Genomic DNA, 19646 nt, shown 5'->3' with positions numbered 1-19646 from the left:
ATTCGATATGCTCAAAATTGCAGCTTTACGCGGCAGGTCAGTCGGCTCCACGCCTCGCAGCAGCCCACGATGGCGAAAAGTGACAATTTTTAGGCAGATTCCGCTGGCCCTTTCGCCCGGAAAGCCGCATCATCCACGGCGTGAGGACGGGCAGGAACACACCGGACACGGATTTCATCCGATCCGGCATAGGTTTTGCTCAAGTTGGCATGATACGTGCATTTGATTGTGCAGCGGGCGCACACCGCGCGCAAACGGGAGAAGCGGAGAGACATTTTCTCATGAAAAAGATCGAAGCGATCATCAAGCCCTTCAAGCTCGATGAGGTGAAGGAAGCCCTTCAGGAAGTTGGCCTGCAGGGTATCACCGTCACCGAGGCGAAGGGCTTTGGACGCCAAAAGGGCCACACGGAACTCTACCGTGGCGCCGAATACGTTGTCGACTTCCTGCCCAAGGTTAAGGTCGAGGTCGTTCTGGCGGACGAAAATGCGGAGGCGGTCATCGAGGCGATCCGCAACGCGGCCCAGACCGGCCGCATCGGCGATGGCAAGATCTTTGTCTCCAACGTCGAAGAAGTCATCCGCATCCGCACCGGCGAAACCGGCGTCGACGCCATCTAATCCCGCCCGGCCATCCGGCTGCGGCTTTCATCTCGTCATCTCACACAGGAACGCGACACAATGACGACTGCCAATGAAATCCTCAAGCAGATCAAGGAAAACGACGTCAAGTTCGTCGATCTGCGCTTCACCGACCCGAAGGGCAAGCTGCATCACGTCACGATGGACGTCGGCTGCGTCGACGAGGACATGTTCGCCGACGGCGTCATGTTCGACGGCTCCTCGATCGGCGGCTGGAAGGCGATCAACGAGTCCGACATGGTGCTGATGCCCGACCCGGCGACCGTGCACATGGATCCGTTCTTCGCGCAGTCCACCATGGTCATCATGTGCGATATCCTCGATCCGGTCTCCGGCGAGAGCTACAACCGCGATCCGCGCGGCACGGCCAAGAAGGCGGAAGCCTATCTCAAGGCCTCGGGCATCGGCGACACCGTCTATGCCGGCCCGGAACCGGAATTCTTCGTCTTCGACGACGTGAAGTACAAGGCCGACCCGTACAACACCGGCTTCAAGCTGGACAGTTCCGAGCTGCCGTCCAACGACGACACCGACTACGAGACCGGTAACCTCGGCCATCGCCCGCGCGTCAAGGGCGGCTACTTCCCGGTTCCGCCGGTCGACAGCTGCCAGGACATGCGCTCCGAAATGCTGACGGTCCTCACCGAGATGGGCGTCACCGTCGAGAAGCAGCACCACGAAGTGGCCGCCGCCCAGCACGAGCTCGGCGTCAAGTTCGACACGCTGGTGCGCAGCGCCGACAAGGTGCAGATCTACAAGTACGTCGTGCACCAGGTCGCCAATGCCTATGGCAAGACGGCCACCTTCATGCCGAAGCCGATTTTCGGCGACAACGGCTCGGGCATGCACGTCCACCTGTCGATCTGGAAGGATTCGAAGCCGCAGTTCGCCGGTGACGAATATGCCGGCCTGTCGGAATCGTGCCTCTACTTCATCGGCGGCATCATCAAGCATGCCAAGTCGATCAACGCCTTCACCAACCCGACGACGAACTCCTACAAGCGTCTCGTCCCGGGCTATGAGGCGCCGGTCCTGCTCGCCTATTCGGCCCGCAACCGCTCGGCCTCGTGCCGCATTCCGTTCGGCACCGGTCCGAAGTCCAAGCGCGTCGAAATCCGCTTCCCCGACCCGCTCGGCAACCCCTATCTCGGCTTTGCCGCCATGCTGATGGCCGGCCTCGACGGCATCAAGAACAAGATCCATCCCGGCAAGGCCATGGACAAGGATCTCTACGACCTGCCGCCGAAGGAACTGAAGAAGATCCCGACCGTCTGCGGCTCGCTGCGCGAAGCGCTGGAAAGCCTCGACAAGGACCGCAAGTACCTGACCGCCGGCGGCGTCTTCGACGACGACCAGATCGACAGCTACATCGAGCTGAAGATGGTGGAAGTCATGCGCTTCGAAATGACCCCGCACCCGGTCGAGTTCGACATGTACTACTCCGCCTGATCGGCAGCGACCCACGACGAAAAACCCGGCCTCTGGCCGGGTTTTTTGTTTATCGCGGAGCGTCGCGGCGGCGCGGGAATGCCCTGCCTACGGCTGGAGCCGCTGCTTCAACAGGTTGAGATATTCCTCGTTGCTGTCGTCCGTCGCGCTGGTGGCAGCCGCAGCGGGCTTGCAGGCGGGCTTGTAGTCGAGCGCCATGCCGGCCTTCACGCAGACGCCGACCTGCCAGCCCGGCGGCAGCGCGGTGAGATCCACCGTCTTCCACTTCGGATGGCCCGTCGTCTTCAGCTTGTCGAGGCCGGTGACGATGAGGTTGGAGAAGTCCGCCACCGTCTTGCAGCTGTCGCGGTGATAGGCGTTGCGCTTCGTGTCGTAGTCGTAGGTCATCATCACCGCCTTGACGGCGATAAGATCCACCGGCTTGTCCTGGAAGGAATAGGTGCCGGGCTCGATGCGCGAGGGCGTATAGGTGGCCAGCAGCGGCGCCTCGGTGATCGGTACCAGGTGGAATTTCGTCTTGTCGATGGCGTTGCCGGTAAAGAGCGAGGCGGGCGCGCCGGCAACGTAGAAGAAGGCGTCGATCTCGCCGGAGACAAGCTTCGGCAGCGCCTCGTCCGGGTTGATGTCCATGCGCTCGCCGGCCTTGACCTGAAGGATGTCCATGATGAGCGTGGCGGTGAGGAAGGTGCCCGAATCCTTCTTGCCGACAGCCACCTTCTTGCCGGCGAGATCCTTCAGGCTGCCAATGTCGGTGCGCGCGAGGACGTGGATCTCCTCGTTGTAGAGCGGGAACATGATGCGCACGCCCTTGACGGCCTTCTGCACCTCCGGATCGTTCTTCTCGAAGGTCTTCAGATATTCGAGCACGTCGCTCTGGACGATGCCGAACTGGGTGTTGCGGCGATTGCGCACGCCGACGAAATTCTCCAGCGATCCCGCGCTTTCCAGCACATTGAGCGTCTGGCCGCATTCGGCCCCGAGCGCGGCGATATCGCGGCCGATCTTGATATAGGTGCCCTGCGGGCCGCCGGTCATGATGTTGCGCTCGAAATCCGCGGCGAAAGTGCCCGCGGTGGAAAGCGCCAGTCCGAGCACGGCCAAAAGAACAGATCGCTTCATTCCTGGTCTCCCTTAGAGGATACGTTCAAGGTTACGGCTCAGCAGTCACTGTCGAGGTCGCGCATCAGGTTTCGCAGCGCAAGAACCGGGATGCGGCGGAAGACGCCGCCAAGCGCGCTCGTCACGCATTCGCCGGCCGCAAGCGAGCGTTCGAGCTGGTCGCGTTGTACGCTGGTCAAGGCATCGAGACCGGGCGTTTCGCGCATCGCTTCGGCCACCCGTGCGCCGTTGCGCGGGTTGAGGGTCGGGATGACGGCATCCCGGGCGGCCTCGCCGGTCGCCTCCTTCTCCGGCACCGTCTTGCGGCCATTGTCGTTCGGTTCCTTCGGCAGCGCCATGCAGCTCGCGGCCTCGAGCGCTTCGACCTGCCCCGTCAGAGCCCTGGTGCGCTCGCCAAGGGCCGCGATTTCCGTGTCCTTGCGCTTGATCTCGTCTGCCAGCGCCGGGAGGTTCTTCGTGCGCAGCGCCTCTTCGGCCTTGCGAACCTTGTCCAGCTCCTCACGCAGGCTGGCGGTCTCGGCCTTCAGCGTTTCGGCCTCAGCGCCGCGCGCGGCAGCCTGCTGGGTGCAGGTCTTTTCAAGACCGGCGATCTTGTCGGTCTGGAGCGAAAGGCGCCGCTCGCGGTCCTTGACGGCCTCCTCGGCCTTCTTCCGCTGCGCCTCGGCATCCGCGACGCGCTGGCCGAGCAGTTCGATCTCGTTCTCAAGCGCGGGCACGACCTCCTGCGCAAGCTTGGTGCGTTCGGCGGCGATCGTCGCCACATCCGAATCCGATGCATTCGCATCCTTGCGCAGGGCCTCGACCTGGCGTTTGAGCTTGCCGCTCTCCTCGGTCAGCGCCTGTGCCTTCTGGGTACTTTCCTCGACCTGAGCGGCGCGGGCGTCGAGTTCGCGCGCAAGGTCGGCAATGCGCGTGTCGCGCGCGTCGATCTCGCTGCGCGGAATGGCGTCGTCCATCAGCCGGAAGGCGCCGTAGCCGCCGGCGGCCCCAAGCGCCAGACATATCACGGAGGCGAAGAGGATGCCCCCGACGCCGCTGCTTGCCGCCGATCCGTTACCGCTCCTGCCCCATTGATTGTTCATGCCACCCGATCCACGCGAGACGCCCCCTTTCGAGGTACGCCGAAACCACCGGTGGCGCAAGCGCCCCACCCCCTTGGATAAAGACGTGTCAGGCGGCTGAACTATTGATGTTTCGGCGTATTTACCCAAATATAAGTGGAAAGGTAGGTACGCCATGAAGATGCGTAACGCAAAATTTGCCATTGGCGACATCGTCCGCCATCGGGTTTTCCCCTTCCGTGGCGTGATCTTTGACGTCGACCCGGAATTCGCCAACACGGAGGAGTGGTGGAATGCCATTCCCGCCGAAATCCGGCCATCGAAGGATCAACCGTTCTATCATCTCTTCGCGGAGAACGAGGACACGGAATATGTCGCCTATGTCTCGGAACAGAATCTCGTGCCCGACGAGAGCGGCAAGCCGATCCGCCATCCGCAGGTCCGCGCCCTGATGGATGTGGACAAGGGGCATTATCGCTGGAAGGAGCAGAGCGGCATCTTTCACTGAAGCCGCGCGCTTCGGCCAACCGCCCCTGCTTCGCCCAACAAAAAACCCGGCCGATGGCCGGGTTTTTCATAAGTCTTGCGAAGCGTCTCGCTTACTGGCTCTTGGCAGCCTTCTGGGCTTCCTCGAGCTTCTTGCGGGCTTCTTCCGCCTTCTTCTGCATTTCTTCCTGCAGCAGACGCTGGCGCTCTTCGAGCTGCGACTGCTGGATCGCTTCGCCGTCGAACACGCCGGTGAAGCCTTCAAGCGAAATCTTGATCGGGTTCGGCGCGCGCTGGAAGTTGACCGAGGTCAGGACGAGTTCGCCGCCCTTCTTGAGGCTGGCGAGCATCTGGTCGGTCAGCGGCACTTCGGCGACGCACTTGTCGGGCATGCAGATGGCGTAGTCGAGCTTCTGGGCCTTGCCACCGTCGATCTGCATCTGAACGCCCGGCGGGATCAGACGGGCGCTCGGCACCGAGACCTGCATGATCTTGCGGTTGGTCTTGCCGGCAACGGTGATGAGGCCGACTGCGGTGATGAGCTGGCCGCTATTGGCCGTCAGCAGGTTCTGCACGATGCAGACGTCGTTATCTTCCTGCTTGGTGCAGACCTTGAACCAGCCCTTCGGCGGAACAGCTGCCTGCTGCTGTGCCAGCGAAGCGGAAGGAGCAGCCGCCAGGGCAACGGAAGCAGCAAAGGCGGAAAGCACGGTCCGCTTGATGAGGTGCGATGTGAAGATCATAACGATTTCGGTCTCCTGAAAATCCGGTGCCGGAGCGACAGCGCCCCCTTTGGGTCCCTTTCGGGCGATTTGGTCAGCCGTGCGCTCTCCTGTCGGCGAAATGAGGCATTTGCATGACCCGCTTCGGGGAACCCTGTTACAATGGGCCGCGCCGGATATCCAGCCTTTCTTGATGAAATTCCCGCGTGTATTCGATTTCCCTCACCTGCCACGCTGCCGTCCCGTTTCAAGCGCGTATAATGGCAAAGAATCATCCGGACCCCACGAGGAGACACAATTGCGCCCCTTCCTGACGGCCCTTGCCGCCTGCCTTCTCGGCCTGCCCGCGACCTTCGCCCATGCCGCCCCGGTTCACGGCATCGCCATGCACGGCGCGCCGGCCCTGCCGGCGGACTACAAGCATTTCAGCTACGTCGATCCGGACGTGAAGAAGGGCGGGCGCATCTCCTACGGCGTCGTCGGCACTTTCGATAGCCTCAATCCCTTCATTCTCAAGAGCATGCGCACCACGGCGCGCGGCATGTGGGACCCCGAATTCGGCAATCTCGTCTACGAATCGCTGATGGTGCGCTCGCGCGACGAGGCCTTCACCATGTACGGCCTTCTGGCCGAAAGCGTGGAGTGGGACGACGATCGCAGCTTCGTCGAGTTCCACCTCAACCCGAAGGCACGCTGGGCGGACGGCAAGCCGGTGACGCCCGAGGACGTCATCTTCACCTTCGAGCTGATGCGGGACAAGGGCCGCGCGCCCTTCAGCATCCGCCTGAACAGCGTGGAAAAACTCGAAAAGACCGGCGACAACAGCGTCCGCTTCACCTTCAACGACAAGGGTGACCGCGAGGCACCGCTCCTGATCGCACTCTCGCCGATCCTGCCGAAGCACGCCACCGATGTGGAGACGTTCGACCGGTCGTCGCTCGCCCTGCCGCTCGGCTCCGGCCCCTACAAGGTCAAGCTGGTGAACCCCGGCGAGCGCATCGTCTACGAGCGCGATCAGAACTATTGGGGCAAGGACATCCCCTCCAAGGTCGGTTTCGATAACTACGACGAAATCTCGGTGGAGTACTTCCTGCAGGACAACTCGCTGTTCGAGGCCTTCAAGAAGGGCGCGGTCGACATCTACCAGGAAGGCAATCCGACCAAATGGGCGCGCGGCTACGATTTCCCCGCTGTCCAGTCCGGTACGGTCATCAAGGATGCCGTGAAATCGAAGCTGCCGCCCGTCATGTTCGGCTTCGTCTTCAACACAAGGCGTCCGATGTTCCAGAACGCGGAACTGCGCAAGGCGCTGCTCTATGCCTTCGACTTCGAATGGGTCAACCGCAGCCTGTTTGAAAACGCCTATACCCGCACGGAAAGCTTTTGGCAGAACACCGCGCTGTCCGCGCTCAGCGCACCGATCGACGCACGGGAGCGCGAGATCCTCGGCGATGCGGCGAGCCGGATCGATCCGGCCATCCTCGACGGCACCTACCGTCTACCGGTAACCGATGGTTCGGGCCGCGACCGCAAGGTGCTGCGCGAGGCGATGAACCATTTCAAAGCTGCCGGCTATTCCATCAAGGATGGCCGCATGGTCGATGCCTCGGGCAAGCCGCTCGCCTTCGAGATCATGACGCAGAATGCCGATCAGGAAAAACTCGCCCTCGCCTACCAGCGCTTCCTGGGCGCGCTCGGCATTCGCATCACGCTCAGGACCGTCGATGATTCGCAGTACCAGAGCCGGAGCCAGACTTTCGACTACGACGTCATCATGAAGGCCTTCCTCTCCTCCCTGTCGCCGGGCCTCGAACAGGTGCGGCGCTGGGGATCGCAGGCACGCGACACGGAAGGCAGCGAAAGCTTTGCGGGCGTTGCCGATCCCGACCTCGACCGCGTCATGGCTGCCATCCTTTCCGCCCGCACGGCAGAGGATTTTGGCTCGGCCGTGCGGGCCCAGGACAGGATGCTGCTGTCCGGCAACTATGTCGTGCCGCTCTATCATCTCGGCGAGCAATGGATCGCGCGCAACAAGAACATCGGCCGCCCGGACATGACGCCGCTCTGGGGCTTTCAGCTTCCCGTCTGGTGGGATGAACGGGTGCAATAAAAAGAGGCTATCCCCAGAATTGGGGTTACCTCCAGGTAACCTGTTGAAAGCGGCGGCAAGCCGGCCTATCTCGGCAGTAAGAGCACGGCGCGCCCTATCGGGCCGCCGCCGCCGCAGATGTTTGACACTGCCACGCAGACCGCGCATGCGGCTGCGCGGTGGCCGGGATTGTCCGGCGCCTTGAAAGGAAATGCAGATGGAAGCCATTACGATCGATGTCGTCTCCGACGTCGTCTGCCCATGGTGCTATCTCGGCAAGAAGCGTCTCGAACAGGCGATCGAGGCGGTCAAGGACGATCTCGCGGTCGCCGTGACGTTCCGCCCCTACCAGCTCAATCCCGACATGCCGGCCGAAGGGGTCGACCACAAGAAGCACCTGGCTGAAAAACTGGGTGGCGAGGAGGCGGTAGCGCGCGCGCATGAAATGCTGGCGGGGCTCGGCCAGGAAGCCGGCATCGACTTCGACTTTCCTGCCGTGAAGATCAGCCCGAACACGCTCGACGCCCACCGCCTGCTGCGCTGGGCGATGATCGAAGGCCCCGAGGTGCAGAGCCGCGTCGCGGTTGCGCTCTTCAAGGCCTATTTCGAGGAGGGCCGCAATGTCGGCGATCGTGCCGTCTTGCTCGACATAGCCGAGACCTGCGGCATGGACCGCGCCGTCGTCACTGCGCTCTTTTCGGCCGGCGCGGATGTCGATTCGGTCAAGGAGGAGATCGGCATGGCCCGCGACATGGGCGTGACCGGCGTTCCCTGCTTCATCATCGACAACAAATATGCCGTGATGGGTGCGCAGTCGGTGGACGTGCTGACCAATGCCTTCCGTGAAATCGCGGCCCTGAAGGCGCAGGAGCGCATCGGGAAGAACTGAGCAGGAGGGCGCGGCACCTCTATCCGCCGCGCCGTGCCTCGAACGTCATGGTTCCGGTGTTCTTTCCAGGTGCCTGGCCGAAGACATAGTCGCTGGACACGATGACATCGGAAAACCCGGTCGCCTCCAGGGCAAGCCTGAGTTCCTGCATGCCCCACCAGCGCAGCGTGAAGAGGTCGAGCTCGCTTTCGAGCAGTGCCCCTCTCGACCACCGTTCATAACGCAGGTACGCCGATGTCGTCTGGGACACATAGTCCGGCTCGGCGCGATGGTCGAGCAGGGTTAGGAGATCGCCTTCTGCGGTTTTCCAGCTGCGCGCCGGCGCCGCCGAGCCGAAAAGGCCATCGATCCCGCCTATGTCGATGATGAGCCTTCCGCCGGGCAGAAGGTGAGCATGAAGGCGCCGGAGGAAGGCGAGCGCATCGTTCCCATCGGTGATGAGCTGAAAGGAACCGGCGGGAATGATGGCCGCCGCGAACCGCCTGTCGTAATGAAATGTCTCGAAGGTCTGCTGCGAAAGTCTGGCGACGATGCCGCGGGCCTGACACGCCTCCCGGCCATAGGCCAGCATCTCCTCGGAAGCATCGAACCCGTCTACGTCTATGCCCGCCTCGCGAAGCGGTACATAGACGCGCCCATTGCCCACTGCCGGTTCGAGGACGGGCCCACCGCATTCCTGGAGTCGTGCACGGTAATATTCGACATCACCGAACGAGCGGCCGACGGGTTTGTCCATATTGTAAACAAGTGACGCTAAAGCGCTGTATCTATTATTCATATCTATATTCTCCACGAGAAAAATCTCGCATGCTCAAATTTCCAGTCCCGCGAGATCCAGGAACCGGCAAAGCTGCAGGTTTGAAAAGTTTCCCGAGCTTTGGACTCACGCCCCCGTCGTTGCCACGGAGGAACGCGTCCTGATCCCCTCCCACCAGGCCCGGATTTGCGCAAACTCCGCGAGAAGCGCAGTGCCTTCCGGTGCCTGCTCGAACAGGGCAAACATCGGTACCGCATGAAAATCGGCGAGCGAGGGTTCCGATCCGGCCAGCCAGGGCCCCTCGCCGAGCAGGCCCGAAAGCGCCGCAAGGAAGGTGCGAGCCTTTTCCAGTCCGGCAGCGATGAGCGCCTCATCCGCCGGCTCGGTCTCCATGCGCTGGACATAGACGTCCCAGACCATCGGCCGATAGGCATAGTTGTCCAGCATGGCGACGATCTGGTTCATCCGCGCCCGTTCACGGACATCGCGGGGCTGGAGCGACGGGCCGGAGAAGGCCTCGTCCACATAGCGGGTGATGGCGCTCGTCTCGTAGAGGCGGAAACCGTCATGCTCGAAAGCGGGAATGCGGCCGAAGGGATGACGCGCCTGGTAGTCCGCCGGCAATCCCTGCTCGGCGAACACGTCGATCGGCACGAGATCATAGGACACGCCCTTTTCGTGAAGGGCGATCCGAACGATGCGGACATAGACGCTGTAGGTGGCGCCGTAGACAGTGGCGGACGTATTGGCGGTCGTCATCTTCATCCTCCATCCAGGCGCAACGCACCTACTGTTTCGCAAGCCCTGCAAGCTGCGTCATCACCTGCGCCGCACCCGTCAGCCGCTTTTCCGGCGTCGGGTAGTCACGGGCGAGGAACAGGCTCTGGTCGGGCCGGATCTTGGCCATCGTGCCCTGCTTGGCAATGTAGCCGACCAGCGCCGCCGGGTTCGGAAACTCCTTGTGGCGGAACTGCACGACGACGCCCTTCGGTCCGGCATCGAGCTTCTCGACATTCGCCACGCGGCAGAGCGACTTGATGTAGACGATCTTGAGGAGGTGCTGCACCTCGATCGGCAGCGGCCCGAAGCGGTCGATGAGTTCGGCGCCGAAGGCGTCGATATCGCGCAGTTCGGTGATCTCGCCGAGGCGGCGGTAGAGGCCGAGGCGCAGATGCAGGTCTGGCACGTAGTCGTCGGGGATCATCACCGGCGTGCCGACGGAAATCTGCGGCGACCACCCGCTATCGGCGACCTCCTCGTCACCCTTGATTTCGGCAACCGCCTCCTCGAGCATCTGCTGGTAGAGTTCGAAACCGACCTCCTTGATATGGCCGGACTGCTCCTCGCCAAGCAGGTTGCCGGCGCCACGGATGTCGAGGTCGTGGCTGGCAAGCTGGAAGCCCGCGCCGAGCGTATCGAGCGATTGCAGCACCTTCAGGCGGCGCTCGGCCGTGCCCGTCAGCGTGCGGTTGACCGGCAGCGTCAGGAGCGCGAAGGCGCGCACCTTCGACCGGCCGACGCGGCCGCGCAGCTGGTAGAGCTGGGCAAGGCCGAACATGTCGGCCCGGTGGATGATCATCGTGTTCGCCGTCGGCACATCAAGGCCGGATTCGACGATGGTCGTCGAAAGCAGCACGTCGTAGCGGCCTTCGTAGAAGGCATTCATGATGTCTTCGAGTTCGGTGGCCGGCATCTGGCCATGCGCGACGGCGACCTTCAGCTCCGGCACGTCCTGGCGCAGGAAATCATGGATTTCCGAGAGGTCGCTGAGCCGCGGGCAGACGTAGAAACTCTGGCCGCCGCGATAGTGCTCGCGCATCAAGGTCTCGCGAATGACGAGCGGATCGAAAGGCGAGATGAAGGTGCGCACGGCCATGCGATCGACCGGCGGCGTGGTGATCAGCGAGAGTTCGCGCACGCCCGTCATGGCAAGCTGCAGGGTACGCGGGATCGGTGTCGCCGAGAGCGTGAGCACATGCACGTCGCTCTTCAGCTCCTTCAGCCGCTCCTTATGCTTGACGCCGAAATGCTGCTCCTCGTCGATGACCAGCAGGCCGAGATTGGCGAACTTGATCGACGAACCGAGCAGCGCGTGGGTGCCGACGACGATATCCGTCTTGCCTTCGGACAACTCCTTTTTGGTGAGCGCCAGTTCTTTCGCGCCGACGAGGCGGGAGGCCTGTTGCACGCGGATCGGCAGGCCCCGGAACCGGTCGGAAAAGGTCTTGAAATGCTGGCGGGCGAGCAGCGTCGTCGGCACGACGACGGCGACCTGCACGCCGTTCATCGCGGCGATAAAGGCCGCGCGCAGCGCCACCTCGGTCTTGCCGAAGCCGACGTCGCCGCAAACAAGGCGGTCCATCGGCCGGCCGGCACCAAGGTCTTCGCGCACGGCATCGATGGCATTCGCCTGGTCGTCGGTCTCGTCATACGGGAAGCGGGCCGCGAACTCGTCGTAGATGCCCTCCGGCGAGGCGAGCACCGGCGCGTGGCGCACCAGACGGGCGGCGGCAATCTGGATGAGGCCGCCGGCCATGTCGAGCAGGCGTTTCTTCAGCTTGGCCTTGCGCGCCTGCCAGGCGACGCCGCCGAGCTTGTCGAGCAGCGCATCGGTACCCTCGCCGCCGTAGCGCGTGAGCAGATCGATGTTTTCGACCGGCAGGAAGAGTTTCGCCTCGTCCGCATAGACGAGTTCGAGGCAGGCATGCGGCGCGCCGGCCGCCTCGATGGTGCGCAGGCCGACGAAGCGGCCGATGCCGTGCTCGGCATGCACGACGATCGAGCCCTCATCGAGCCCGGCGACCTCGGTAAGGAAATCCGCGCCACGCTTGCGCCGTTTCGAGCGCCGCACCATGCGATCGCCCAGAATGTCCTGCTCACCGATGACGACGATGTCGCCAGCCTCGAAACCGCTTTCGAGGCTGAGCACGGCCGACCCCGCCTCACCCGGCTTCAGCTTGCGGATATCGGAGAATTTCTCGACGGAAACGACATTGCCGAGACCGTGTTCGGCCAGCACCTGCAGCAGACGGTCGAGCGATCCTTCCGACCAGCCCGTCACCAGCACCTTGGCACCGGACGCCCGCTTGTCGGCAATGTGCTTTACCGCCTGGTCGAAGACGTTGATACGGGCGCTGTCCGCATCCTCGCTGCCGGCAGGCCGGGCCCAGCGCATGCCGGGCCGCGCCGCGATGGTTTCGACATGCCGCGTCTCGCCCTCATGCTCGTTGAAGGGGGAGAGGCGGATGGCAGCGCGTTCGTCGAGCTCGCGGCCGAAGCGCTCGGCATCGAGATAGATGAGGCCCGGCGGCACCGGCTTGTAGGGCGTCGCCTGTGCCACTTGGCCCTTGCCGGGCGTCGCGGAGGCCACGCGGGCGTCGTAGTAGTCGCGTACGAGACGGGAGCGCTCGACAGCCGCCTCACGCACCGTATGGTCCGTGACGATACGGAAGCCGGCGAGATAGTCGAAGGCGGTTTCCAGGCCGTCGTAGAAAAGCGGCAGCCAGTGCTCCATGCCGGCATAGCGCCGACCTTCGGAAACGGCCTGGTAGAGCACGTCGTCTCGCGTCGCAGCGCCGAAGGAAGAAAGGTAGTGCTTGCGGAAATGCGAGATCGTCTCCGGTGTCAGCGTCACCTCGCTCATCGGATTGAGGTCGAGGGAGCGCGCCTGACCGGTCGTGCGCTGGCTGGCGGGATCGAAGGAACGGATGCTCTCCAGCGTGTCACCGAAGAAGTCGAGGCGCACCGGCTCGCCGCTGCCGGGCACGAAAACGTCAAGGATGCCACCGCGCACGGCATATTCGCCAACCTCGCGCACCGTTGCCACGCGCTCGAAGCCGTTGCGCTCCAGCCGTGCGGCAATGTCGTCCATGCGCACCTGGTTGCCGGGCTTGGCGGAGAAGGCAAGGCCCTCGATGATGTCGCGCGGTGCCGTCTTCTGCAGCATGGCGTTGACGGTGACGAGCACAATGGCCGCATGCGGCTTCTTCTGGTGGGCGATCAGCGCGGAAAGGGCGGAAAGGCGGCGTGCCGACACTTCCGCGCTCGGCGAGACGCGGTCATAGGGCAAACAGTCCCAGCCCGGCAGCGTCAGCACCGGAATATCCGGCGCGACGAAGCCGAGCATCTGCTCAAGATCGGGGATGCGCTGGCCGTCCGACAGCACGTAGGCGAGCGGGCCGGAAGAGCGGGCAAGCTCGGCGAGAATCAATGGCTCGACGCCGGATGGTACGGCGCCGATGGTCATCGGCCGGCCGGCGGCCGCAATGTGTTCGGGAGAAAATCCGGGGATCATGCGCGGTCATCTTTGAAGAGCGGCGAGAAATCGGGCCGATAGGCGGCGATGCGCGGGAAGAGGCCGTCGCGGAATGTCTCCGGCACCGGCTTTTCCCCCGTCACCCACTTGATGAGGTCGTTGTCCTCTTCCGCCATGATGCGCTCGAGTTCGTCGAGCTCGATGTCGGAAAGCGTTTCGATCTCCGCATCGGCGAAGGCACCGAGCACCAGATCCATCTCGCGGATGCCGCGGTGCCAGCAACGGAAGAGGATGCGCTTGCGGCGCGGGTCGATGTCGGCGCTGGAGCGTGTCGTACCCGTCATGATCGTGCTCGCTTTCTGCCAGTTCATGCAATTCCGCGTTTCTATAGACCGGCAAAAGCCGCTTGTCAGCCTTGCCAAAGCGTCCTCGTCCGGCGATTTTGGCCGCCATGAGACCTGCATTGCTCGATCCGCTCTTCGCTCCCCTCTCCTCGCTTCCGGGCATCGGCCCAAAGCTCGGCGATCTCTTCGCGCGCCTGCTCGGTCAGGAGAGCATCGAGGACTGCCGGGTCATCGACCTCGTCTTCCATTTCCCGCATTCGATCGTCGACCGGCGCAACCAGCCGGGTGTTGCCCATGCGCCCCAGGGCGTCATCGTTACCATTACCGGCCGCATCGACCGCCACCAGCCACCGCCACCGGGCAAATCGAGCCAGCCCTACCGCGTTTTCCTGCATGACGAGACCGGGGAGCTGGCGCTCACCTTCTTCCGCGTCAAGGGCAACTGGCTGGAAAAAGCACTGCCGATCGACGAGACGGTGGTGGTGAGCGGCAAGGTCGACTGGTTCAACGGCCGCCCGTCGATGGTGCACCCCGATTACATGGCGCGGCTCGGCGAGGCCGACAATGTGCCGCTGGTCGAGCCGGTACACGGCCTTACCGCAGGCCTCACGTCACGCGTGCTGCGCAAGTCGGTGGAAGCGGCCGTCGCCCGCGTACCGCAGCTGCCGGAATGGATCGAGCCGACATTGTTGCAGCGGCAAGGCTTTTCCTCCGCCTTCGACGCCATCCACCGCCTGCACGACCCACGCGACGAGACGGATCTCGACCCGCAGGCACCCGCCCGCCGCCGGCTCGCCTATGACGAATTCCTGGCAGGCCAGATCTCGCTCGCTTTGGTGCGCCAGCGCCTGCGCAAGGTCGCCGGCCGCCCGGTGATGGCGACGGGCGTGCTGAGCCGTCCGGTGATCGATGCCCTGCCCTTCTCGCTGACGAACAGCCAGCAGACGGCCATTGCGGAGGTGCTGAAGGACATGGCAGGCGAGCAGCGCATGCTGCGGCTTTTGCAGGGCGATGTCGGCGCAGGAAAAACCGCGGTGGCGCTGATGGCGATGCTGGCCGCGGTCGAATCGGGCGGCCAGGCGGTGCTGATGGCTCCGACGGAAATCCTGGCGCGCCAGCATTTCGCCACGCTCTCGCGCATGGCGGCGCCTGCCGGTGTCACCATCGACGTCCTGACGGGCCGCACCAAGGGCCGCGAGCGCGACGCCATTCTCGAACGCATCGCCTCCGGCGAGACGCAGGTCGTCATCGGCACCCATGCGCTCTTCCAGGACAATGTCGCCTACAGGGACCTCGTGCTCGCCGTGGTGGACGAGCAGCACCGTTTCGGCGTGCACCAGCGCCTGCGGCTGACCGCCAAGGGCATCTCGCCCCACATGCTCGTCATGACCGCGACGCCCATCCCGCGCACGCTCGTGCTGGCCGCCTTCGGCGACATGGATGTGTCCAAGCTCACGGAAAAACCCGCCGGCCGCAAGCCGATCCAGACGGTCGTCATGCCGCTGGAGCGCATCGGAGATATCGTCGACCGCCTGCGCACCGCGCTTTCCGAGGGCAAGAAGGCCTACTGGATCTGCCCGCTGGTGGAGGAGACGGAGGAGAGCGAACTCATGTCCGTCGAGGAGCGGCATGCGACACTCGCCAGCATCTTCGGCGATGCGGCGGGGCTCGTGCACGGACGGATGAGCGGACCGGAGAAAGACGCCGCCATGCTCGCCTTCAAGAACGGCGAGACGCGGTTGCTCGTCGCGACGACCGTGGTGGAGGTTGGCGTCGATGTACCGGATGCCTCCATCATGGTGATCGAGCATGCCGAGCGCTTCGGCCTTGCCCAGCTCCACCAGCTGCGCGGCCGCGTCGGGCGGGGCGAGGAGGCGTCGAGCTGCATCCTCCTCTACAAGGGGCCGCTCAGCGAGAACGGCCGGGCACGGCTTTCGATCCTGCGCGAGACGGAGGACGGTTTCCGCATCGCCGAGGAGGATTTGAAGTTGCGTGGCGAAGGCGAGCTTCTGGGCACCCGCCAGTCCGGCACGCCCGGCTTTCTGGTGGCAAGCCTCGAAGCCCATGGCGACCTTCTCGAAATCGCCCGCAAGGACGCCGCCTATGTGCTGGAGCGCGATGCGGACCTGACGAGCGAACGCGGCGAAGCGATCCGCACGCTGCTCTATCTCTACCGCCGCGACGAGGCGATCCGCTTCCTGCGTGCCGGATGAAGCGCAGGAGGATTTCGCACAGGAGCGCTTCCGCCACAAAAACGTGATTTCGCCGATGTCCGGCGTGAAGGCATACTTTCCATCGCCCCAGCGAAGAAGGAGAAATGCCATGAAGACAGTTCTCGTAGTCGCAGCAACGCTCGGCCTTTCGGCATCCGCCGCCTTTGCGGAATGCGCCTGGCACAACAAGGTCAATGCGGAAGCCAAGGTCGACAAGACCATCACCACCGCAAGCGTCACCACAACCAGAAAGCAGTCCCGCCTGCCCGCCGAGGAGGGCAAGGTCATCCTGGAAGAGCAGACGGACGCAGCGGTTACCGAATAGCCTTTTCCGGCCGCCCCTTCACGGGGCGGCTCGAAGGCTGAACGCCGACATCACCCGTAAACCTTCCCTCCGTCATCCTCGGGCTTGACCCGAGGATCCATGCCCCAAGCAGGGCCGTGCCGTGACGCATGGATCCTCGGGTCAAGCCCGGGGACGACGTCGAGGGTTCGGTTCCCTCAGCTCTTCTTCTTGCCCTTCGCCTTGCGCTGAGCCTCGCTCTCGACGAGCTGGAGCGGCTTGTCCGGCGGCGTGACGAGGCCGACGGAGATGATGAGCTTGGCGGCGTCCTCCGCGCTCATGTCGAGCGGCACCAGCTTTTCGCGCGGCACATAGACAAGGAAACCGGCGGTCGGAAAGGGCGTCGGCGGCAGGAAGCAGGCAACCATGTCCTTGCCCATCGCACGGAATTTCGTCGCGATCTCGCCGCGCGCATCCGTGGCCACGAAAACGATCGCCCACAGGCCGGGGCTCGGATATTCGATCATCGCCGCCTTGTTGAACGAGGTCCCCTTGTCCTTCAGCACCGTCTCGAAGATCTGCTTCAGGCTCTTGTGTACCGTGCGCACCAGCGGCGTACGGTTGAACAGCCCGTCGCCGAACTCGACGATGGTGCGGCCGATGAGGTTCTTGCCCAGAAACCCGACAAGCGTGATCAGCACCAGCGCCGTCAGGAGCCCGAAGCCGGGAATGGCGAACTGCAGATAGTTTTCCGGATTGTACTGTGCCGGAATATAGGGTTTCACCCAGCTGTCGGCCCAGCGGATGAAGGTCCAGGTCAGCCATATGGTGATGGCGATCGGCGCACAGATGACGAGGCCGGTCAGAAAATTGTTGCGCAGCCGCATGGCGAGCGACTGTCTCGGAACGAGGTCGGTCATCGGATATCCAGCATCTGGCGAGCGTGGGAGGTCACTCAGCCGTAGAAACCCGGATGATAGGAAACCGTTCCCCCGCCGTAAACCGGAGAAAACGCCACGCGCATGAAATACTCCGGTGGCACCCCGTCGAGCGTCAGCTTCGGATCGGCCACAAAGCCGAACCGGCTGTAGTAGGCGGGATCGCCGAGCAGAACGCAGCCGGCCGCGCCCAGGGCCTTGAGGCGCTGCAGCCCCTCCCCGATCAGCCGGCCGCCGATGCCCTCGCCCTGGCGGGCCGGGTCGACGGAGATCGGGCCGAGGCCATACCAGTCCGTACTTCCATCGGACACCGTGACCGGTGAAAAGGCGACGTGGCCCACAATGGCGCCGTCCGCCTCCATCACCAGCGAAAGCGTCAGGGCACCCGCGGCGCGAAGACGGTCGATGATGATATGCTCCGTACCATCGGCATGGGGCGCGGTCTTGAAGGCCGTTTCCGTCAGCATGCGGATGGCATCCACGTCCTCGGGTCGTTCCGGGCGCAAGAAGATCATTCGACGGTCACGGACTTGGCGAGGTTGCGCGGCTGATCGACGTCCGTGCCCATGAAGACCGCCGTGTGGTAGGCGAGAAGCTGGATGGGCAGCGAATAGATCATGGGCGCGATGATCTCGTCGACATTCGGCAGCACGATCGTCGCCATGGTCTCAAGCTTCGAGGCCGCAGCGCCCTTCTCGTCGGTGATGAAGATGATCCGGCCGCCACGGGCTGCGACTTCCTGCATGTTGGAAACGGTCTTTTCAAAGAACCGGTCATGCGGGGCGATGACGATGACGGGCATGTTCTCGTCGATCAGCGCGATCGGGCCGTGCTTGAGTTCACCGGCAGCGTAGCCTTCGGCGTGGATGTAGGAGATTTCCTTGAGCTTGAGCGCTCCTTCCATGGCCAGCGGATAGCTGGTGCCACGGCCGAGATAGAGCACGTCCTTGCACTTGGAGAGGTCGCGCGAGAGCTGCTCGATCGACGGCTGGATGGTGTTGAGCACGCCGGCCATGATGCGCGGCATTTCGGCGAGGTTGCGCACCAGCGCCTTTTCTTCCGCCTCGTTGATCGTGCCGCGCGCCCGGCCCGCTCCCACGGCGAGTGCCGCCAGGACGGCGAGCTGGCAGGTAAAGGCTTTGGTGGAGGCGACACCGATTTCCGGGCCGGCAAGGATCGGGAAGACGGCGTCCGATTCGCGGGCGATGGTCGATTCGCGCGTGTTGACGACCGCGCCGATCTTCAAGCCGTTCTCCTTGCAATACCGCAGCGAGGCGAGCGTGTCTGCCGTCTCGCCGGACTGCGAGATGAAGAGCGCGGCGGAGGCCGGATTCAGCGGGATTTCGCGGTAGCGGAATTCCGAGGCGACATCGATCTCGACCGGAAGGCGGGCATACCGCTCGAACCAGTACTTTCCGACGAGGCCGGCGAGATAAGCCGTGCCGCAGGCGGAAATGGCCAGGCTCGGCACCTTGGAAAAATCGATCTCGGACGCGATCGGGCGCACCGTATGGGCGAGAAAATCGACATAGTGGCTGAGCGCATGGGAAATCGCCTCGGGCTGCTCATGGATTTCCTTTTCCATGAAATGCCGGTGATTGCCTTTGTCGACGAGATAGGCGGCAGCGGACGAGAACTGGCGCGGCCGCTCCACACGGTTGCCGTCGATGTCGAAGACGAAGGCGCCGTCGCGGCCGATCACCGCCCAGTCGCCATCGACGAGATAGGTGATCTCGTTGGTGAAGGGGGCGAGCGCAATGGCATCGGAGCCGAGGAACATTTCGCCGCGACCGTGGCCGATCGCAAGCGGCGGGCCGCTGCGCGCGGCCATGATGGTCGACGGATCGTCCTCGAAGACCACCGCGAGCGCATAGGCGCCGGTGACGCGGCGCAGCATGGCATGCATCGCCTCGCGCCGGCCAAGGCCGTCGCGACGGTGCTTTGCGACGAGCTGGGCGACGACCTCGGTGTCGGTCTGCGTCGTGAAGGTGGCGCCACCGGCGATCAGCTCGTCCTTCAGCTCGGAAAAGTTCTCGATGATGCCGTTGTGCACGACGGCAACGCCATCGACGAAATGCGGATGGGCATTGGCCTCGGTCGGCGCGCCATGCGTCGCCCAGCGTGTGTGGGCGATGCCGATCGTGCCGGCGAGCGGTTCTTCGGCGAGGCGCTTTTCGAGATTGAACAGCTTGCCTTCGGCGCGGCGGCGCACCAGCTTGCCGTCGACGATGGTGGCAACGCCGGCGGAATCATAGCCGCGGTATTCAAGGCGCTTCAGGGCATCGACGAGGCGGCCGGCAACAGGCTGGTTTCCGACGATACCGACAATTCCGCACATGGACCGCTCCGCAGGTTCATTTCGTTCTACTGCATTCGTTTCGTAGAGGTTTTTCGCCGCGG

The 19646-nt window shown here is 63.7% G+C and carries 17 protein-coding genes; 7 read left to right on the top strand and 10 right to left on the bottom strand.

Annotation, left to right across the window (positions count from 1 at the left end):
• The first annotated feature begins 281 nt into the window (after positions 1-281).
• Positions 282-620, top strand: a complete 339-nt coding sequence (locus EXZ48_RS10920) for a P-II family nitrogen regulator (RefSeq protein ID WP_003515720.1) — start codon at positions 282-284, stop codon at positions 618-620.
• 60 nt (positions 621-680) lie between these two features.
• Entirely contained in the window at positions 681-2090 is a 1410-nt protein-coding gene (glnA, locus tag EXZ48_RS10915) for a type I glutamate--ammonia ligase (RefSeq protein WP_023512422.1), read from the top strand.
• An 87-nt stretch (positions 2091-2177) separates the two neighbouring features.
• Here glnA and EXZ48_RS10910 read toward each other — a convergent pair whose 3' ends face one another.
• Both EXZ48_RS10910 and EXZ48_RS10905 read right to left on the bottom strand, forming a co-directional pair.
• Positions 2178-3209, bottom strand: coding sequence for a TAXI family TRAP transporter solute-binding subunit (locus EXZ48_RS10910; protein ID WP_130515908.1), 1032 nt, complete (start codon positions 3207-3209; stop codon positions 2178-2180).
• A gap of 38 nt (positions 3210-3247) precedes the next feature.
• Positions 3248-4291, bottom strand: a complete 1044-nt coding sequence (locus EXZ48_RS10905) for a hypothetical protein (protein ID WP_130515906.1) — start codon at positions 4289-4291, stop codon at positions 3248-3250.
• 154 nt (positions 4292-4445) lie between these two features.
• On the opposite strand from EXZ48_RS10905, the gene hspQ reads away from it, so the two are divergent.
• On the top strand, positions 4446-4778 hold the full coding sequence (gene hspQ / locus EXZ48_RS10900; protein WP_050743998.1) for a heat shock protein HspQ: 333 nt from the start codon (positions 4446-4448) through the stop codon (positions 4776-4778).
• 91 nt (positions 4779-4869) lie between these two features.
• On the opposite strand, the gene EXZ48_RS10895 is transcribed toward hspQ, so the two are convergent.
• The gene (locus EXZ48_RS10895) at positions 4870-5499 is read right to left on the bottom strand and encodes an invasion associated locus B family protein (protein ID WP_130515904.1); all 630 of its coding nucleotides are present in this window, start codon (positions 5497-5499) and stop codon (positions 4870-4872) included.
• Positions 5500-5788: 289 nt separating this feature from the next.
• Between EXZ48_RS10895 and EXZ48_RS10890 the strand changes: the two genes are divergently transcribed.
• Positions 5789-7588 carry an extracellular solute-binding protein gene (locus EXZ48_RS10890; RefSeq protein ID WP_245462022.1) on the top strand — a complete coding sequence of 600 codons (1800 nt, stop codon included), beginning with the start codon at positions 5789-5791 and terminating at the stop codon, positions 7586-7588.
• A gap of 196 nt (positions 7589-7784) precedes the next feature.
• Positions 7785-8456 (top strand): DsbA family oxidoreductase, encoded by a 672-nt coding sequence (locus EXZ48_RS10885; RefSeq protein ID WP_130515902.1) that lies wholly within the window; start codon positions 7785-7787, stop codon positions 8454-8456.
• Between the two features lie 19 nt (positions 8457-8475).
• Here EXZ48_RS10885 and EXZ48_RS10880 read toward each other — a convergent pair whose 3' ends face one another.
• The 4 genes from EXZ48_RS10880 to EXZ48_RS10865 form a co-directional block, all read right to left on the bottom strand.
• Positions 8476-9249, bottom strand: a complete 774-nt coding sequence (locus EXZ48_RS10880) for a bifunctional 2-polyprenyl-6-hydroxyphenol methylase/3-demethylubiquinol 3-O-methyltransferase UbiG (protein ID WP_245462003.1) — start codon at positions 9247-9249, stop codon at positions 8476-8478.
• Between the two features lie 90 nt (positions 9250-9339).
• Positions 9340-9978 (bottom strand): glutathione S-transferase family protein, encoded by a 639-nt coding sequence (locus tag EXZ48_RS10875; protein WP_245461999.1) that lies wholly within the window; start codon positions 9976-9978, stop codon positions 9340-9342.
• 22 nt (positions 9979-10000) lie between these two features.
• Positions 10001-13507: a transcription-repair coupling factor gene (gene mfd / locus EXZ48_RS10870; protein WP_130515900.1), complete on the bottom strand. Its 3507-nt coding sequence runs from the start codon at positions 13505-13507 to the stop codon at positions 10001-10003.
• Entirely contained in the window at positions 13504-13812 is a 309-nt protein-coding gene (locus EXZ48_RS10865) for a succinate dehydrogenase assembly factor 2 (protein WP_037408428.1), read from the bottom strand. The genes mfd and EXZ48_RS10865 overlap by 4 nt, the downstream gene beginning before the upstream one ends.
• Before the next feature lie 107 nt (positions 13813-13919).
• Between EXZ48_RS10865 and recG the strand changes: the two genes are divergently transcribed.
• Positions 13920-16025, top strand: a complete 2106-nt coding sequence (gene recG / locus EXZ48_RS10860) for an ATP-dependent DNA helicase RecG (protein WP_130515898.1) — start codon at positions 13920-13922, stop codon at positions 16023-16025.
• Positions 16026-16134: 109 nt separating this feature from the next.
• A complete protein-coding gene (locus EXZ48_RS10855) occupies positions 16135-16350 on the top strand; it encodes a hypothetical protein (protein WP_050744004.1) in 216 nt (71 codons plus the stop codon).
• Between the two features lie 176 nt (positions 16351-16526).
• Here EXZ48_RS10855 and EXZ48_RS10850 read toward each other — a convergent pair whose 3' ends face one another.
• The 3 genes from EXZ48_RS10850 to glmS are packed head-to-tail and all read right to left on the bottom strand — an operon-like array spanning position 16527 to position 19584.
• Positions 16527-17228, bottom strand: coding sequence for a DUF502 domain-containing protein (locus EXZ48_RS10850; RefSeq protein WP_023512649.1), 702 nt, complete (start codon positions 17226-17228; stop codon positions 16527-16529).
• A 35-nt stretch (positions 17229-17263) separates the two neighbouring features.
• On the bottom strand, positions 17264-17758 hold the full coding sequence (locus EXZ48_RS10845; protein WP_207900400.1) for a GNAT family N-acetyltransferase: 495 nt from the start codon (positions 17756-17758) through the stop codon (positions 17264-17266).
• Positions 17758-19584 (bottom strand): glutamine--fructose-6-phosphate transaminase (isomerizing), encoded by a 1827-nt coding sequence (glmS, locus tag EXZ48_RS10840; RefSeq protein WP_023512647.1) that lies wholly within the window; start codon positions 19582-19584, stop codon positions 17758-17760. Before glmS ends, EXZ48_RS10845 begins: the two co-directional genes overlap by 1 nt.
• Positions 19585-19646 lie beyond the last annotated feature (62 nt).

This window comes from Shinella sp. JR1-6, from assembly GCF_004284735.1.
Lineage (GTDB): Bacteria > Pseudomonadota > Alphaproteobacteria > Rhizobiales > Rhizobiaceae > Shinella.
This window is presented reverse-complemented; position numbering and strand designations above follow the sequence as displayed.

Excerpts from the sequence above, each read along its gene's own strand:
- EXZ48_RS10920 (WP_003515720.1), top strand. The coding sequence starts at position 282 with ATGAAAAAGATCGAAGCGATCATCAAGCCCTTCAAGCTCGATGAGGTG.
- glnA (WP_023512422.1), top strand. The coding sequence starts at position 681 with ATGACGACTGCCAATGAAATCCTCAAGCAGATCAAGGAAAACGACGTC.
- EXZ48_RS10910 (WP_130515908.1), bottom strand. The coding sequence starts at position 3,209 with ATGAAGCGATCTGTTCTTTTGGCCGTGCTCGGACTGGCGCTTTCCACC.
- EXZ48_RS10905 (WP_130515906.1), bottom strand. The coding sequence starts at position 4,291 with ATGAACAATCAATGGGGCAGGAGCGGTAACGGATCGGCGGCAAGCAGC.
- hspQ (WP_050743998.1), top strand. The coding sequence starts at position 4,446 with ATGAAGATGCGTAACGCAAAATTTGCCATTGGCGACATCGTCCGCCAT.
- EXZ48_RS10895 (WP_130515904.1), bottom strand. The coding sequence starts at position 5,499 with ATGATCTTCACATCGCACCTCATCAAGCGGACCGTGCTTTCCGCCTTT.
- EXZ48_RS10885 (WP_130515902.1), top strand. The coding sequence starts at position 7,785 with ATGGAAGCCATTACGATCGATGTCGTCTCCGACGTCGTCTGCCCATGG.
- EXZ48_RS10875 (WP_245461999.1), bottom strand. The coding sequence starts at position 9,978 with ATGAAGATGACGACCGCCAATACGTCCGCCACTGTCTACGGCGCCACC.
- mfd (WP_130515900.1), bottom strand. The coding sequence starts at position 13,507 with ATGATCCCCGGATTTTCTCCCGAACACATTGCGGCCGCCGGCCGGCCG.
- EXZ48_RS10865 (WP_037408428.1), bottom strand. The coding sequence starts at position 13,812 with ATGACGGGTACGACACGCTCCAGCGCCGACATCGACCCGCGCCGCAAG.
- recG (WP_130515898.1), top strand. The coding sequence starts at position 13,920 with ATGAGACCTGCATTGCTCGATCCGCTCTTCGCTCCCCTCTCCTCGCTT.
- EXZ48_RS10855 (WP_050744004.1), top strand. The coding sequence starts at position 16,135 with ATGAAGACAGTTCTCGTAGTCGCAGCAACGCTCGGCCTTTCGGCATCC.
- EXZ48_RS10850 (WP_023512649.1), bottom strand. The coding sequence starts at position 17,228 with ATGACCGACCTCGTTCCGAGACAGTCGCTCGCCATGCGGCTGCGCAAC.
- glmS (WP_023512647.1), bottom strand. The coding sequence starts at position 19,584 with ATGTGCGGAATTGTCGGTATCGTCGGAAACCAGCCTGTTGCCGGCCGC.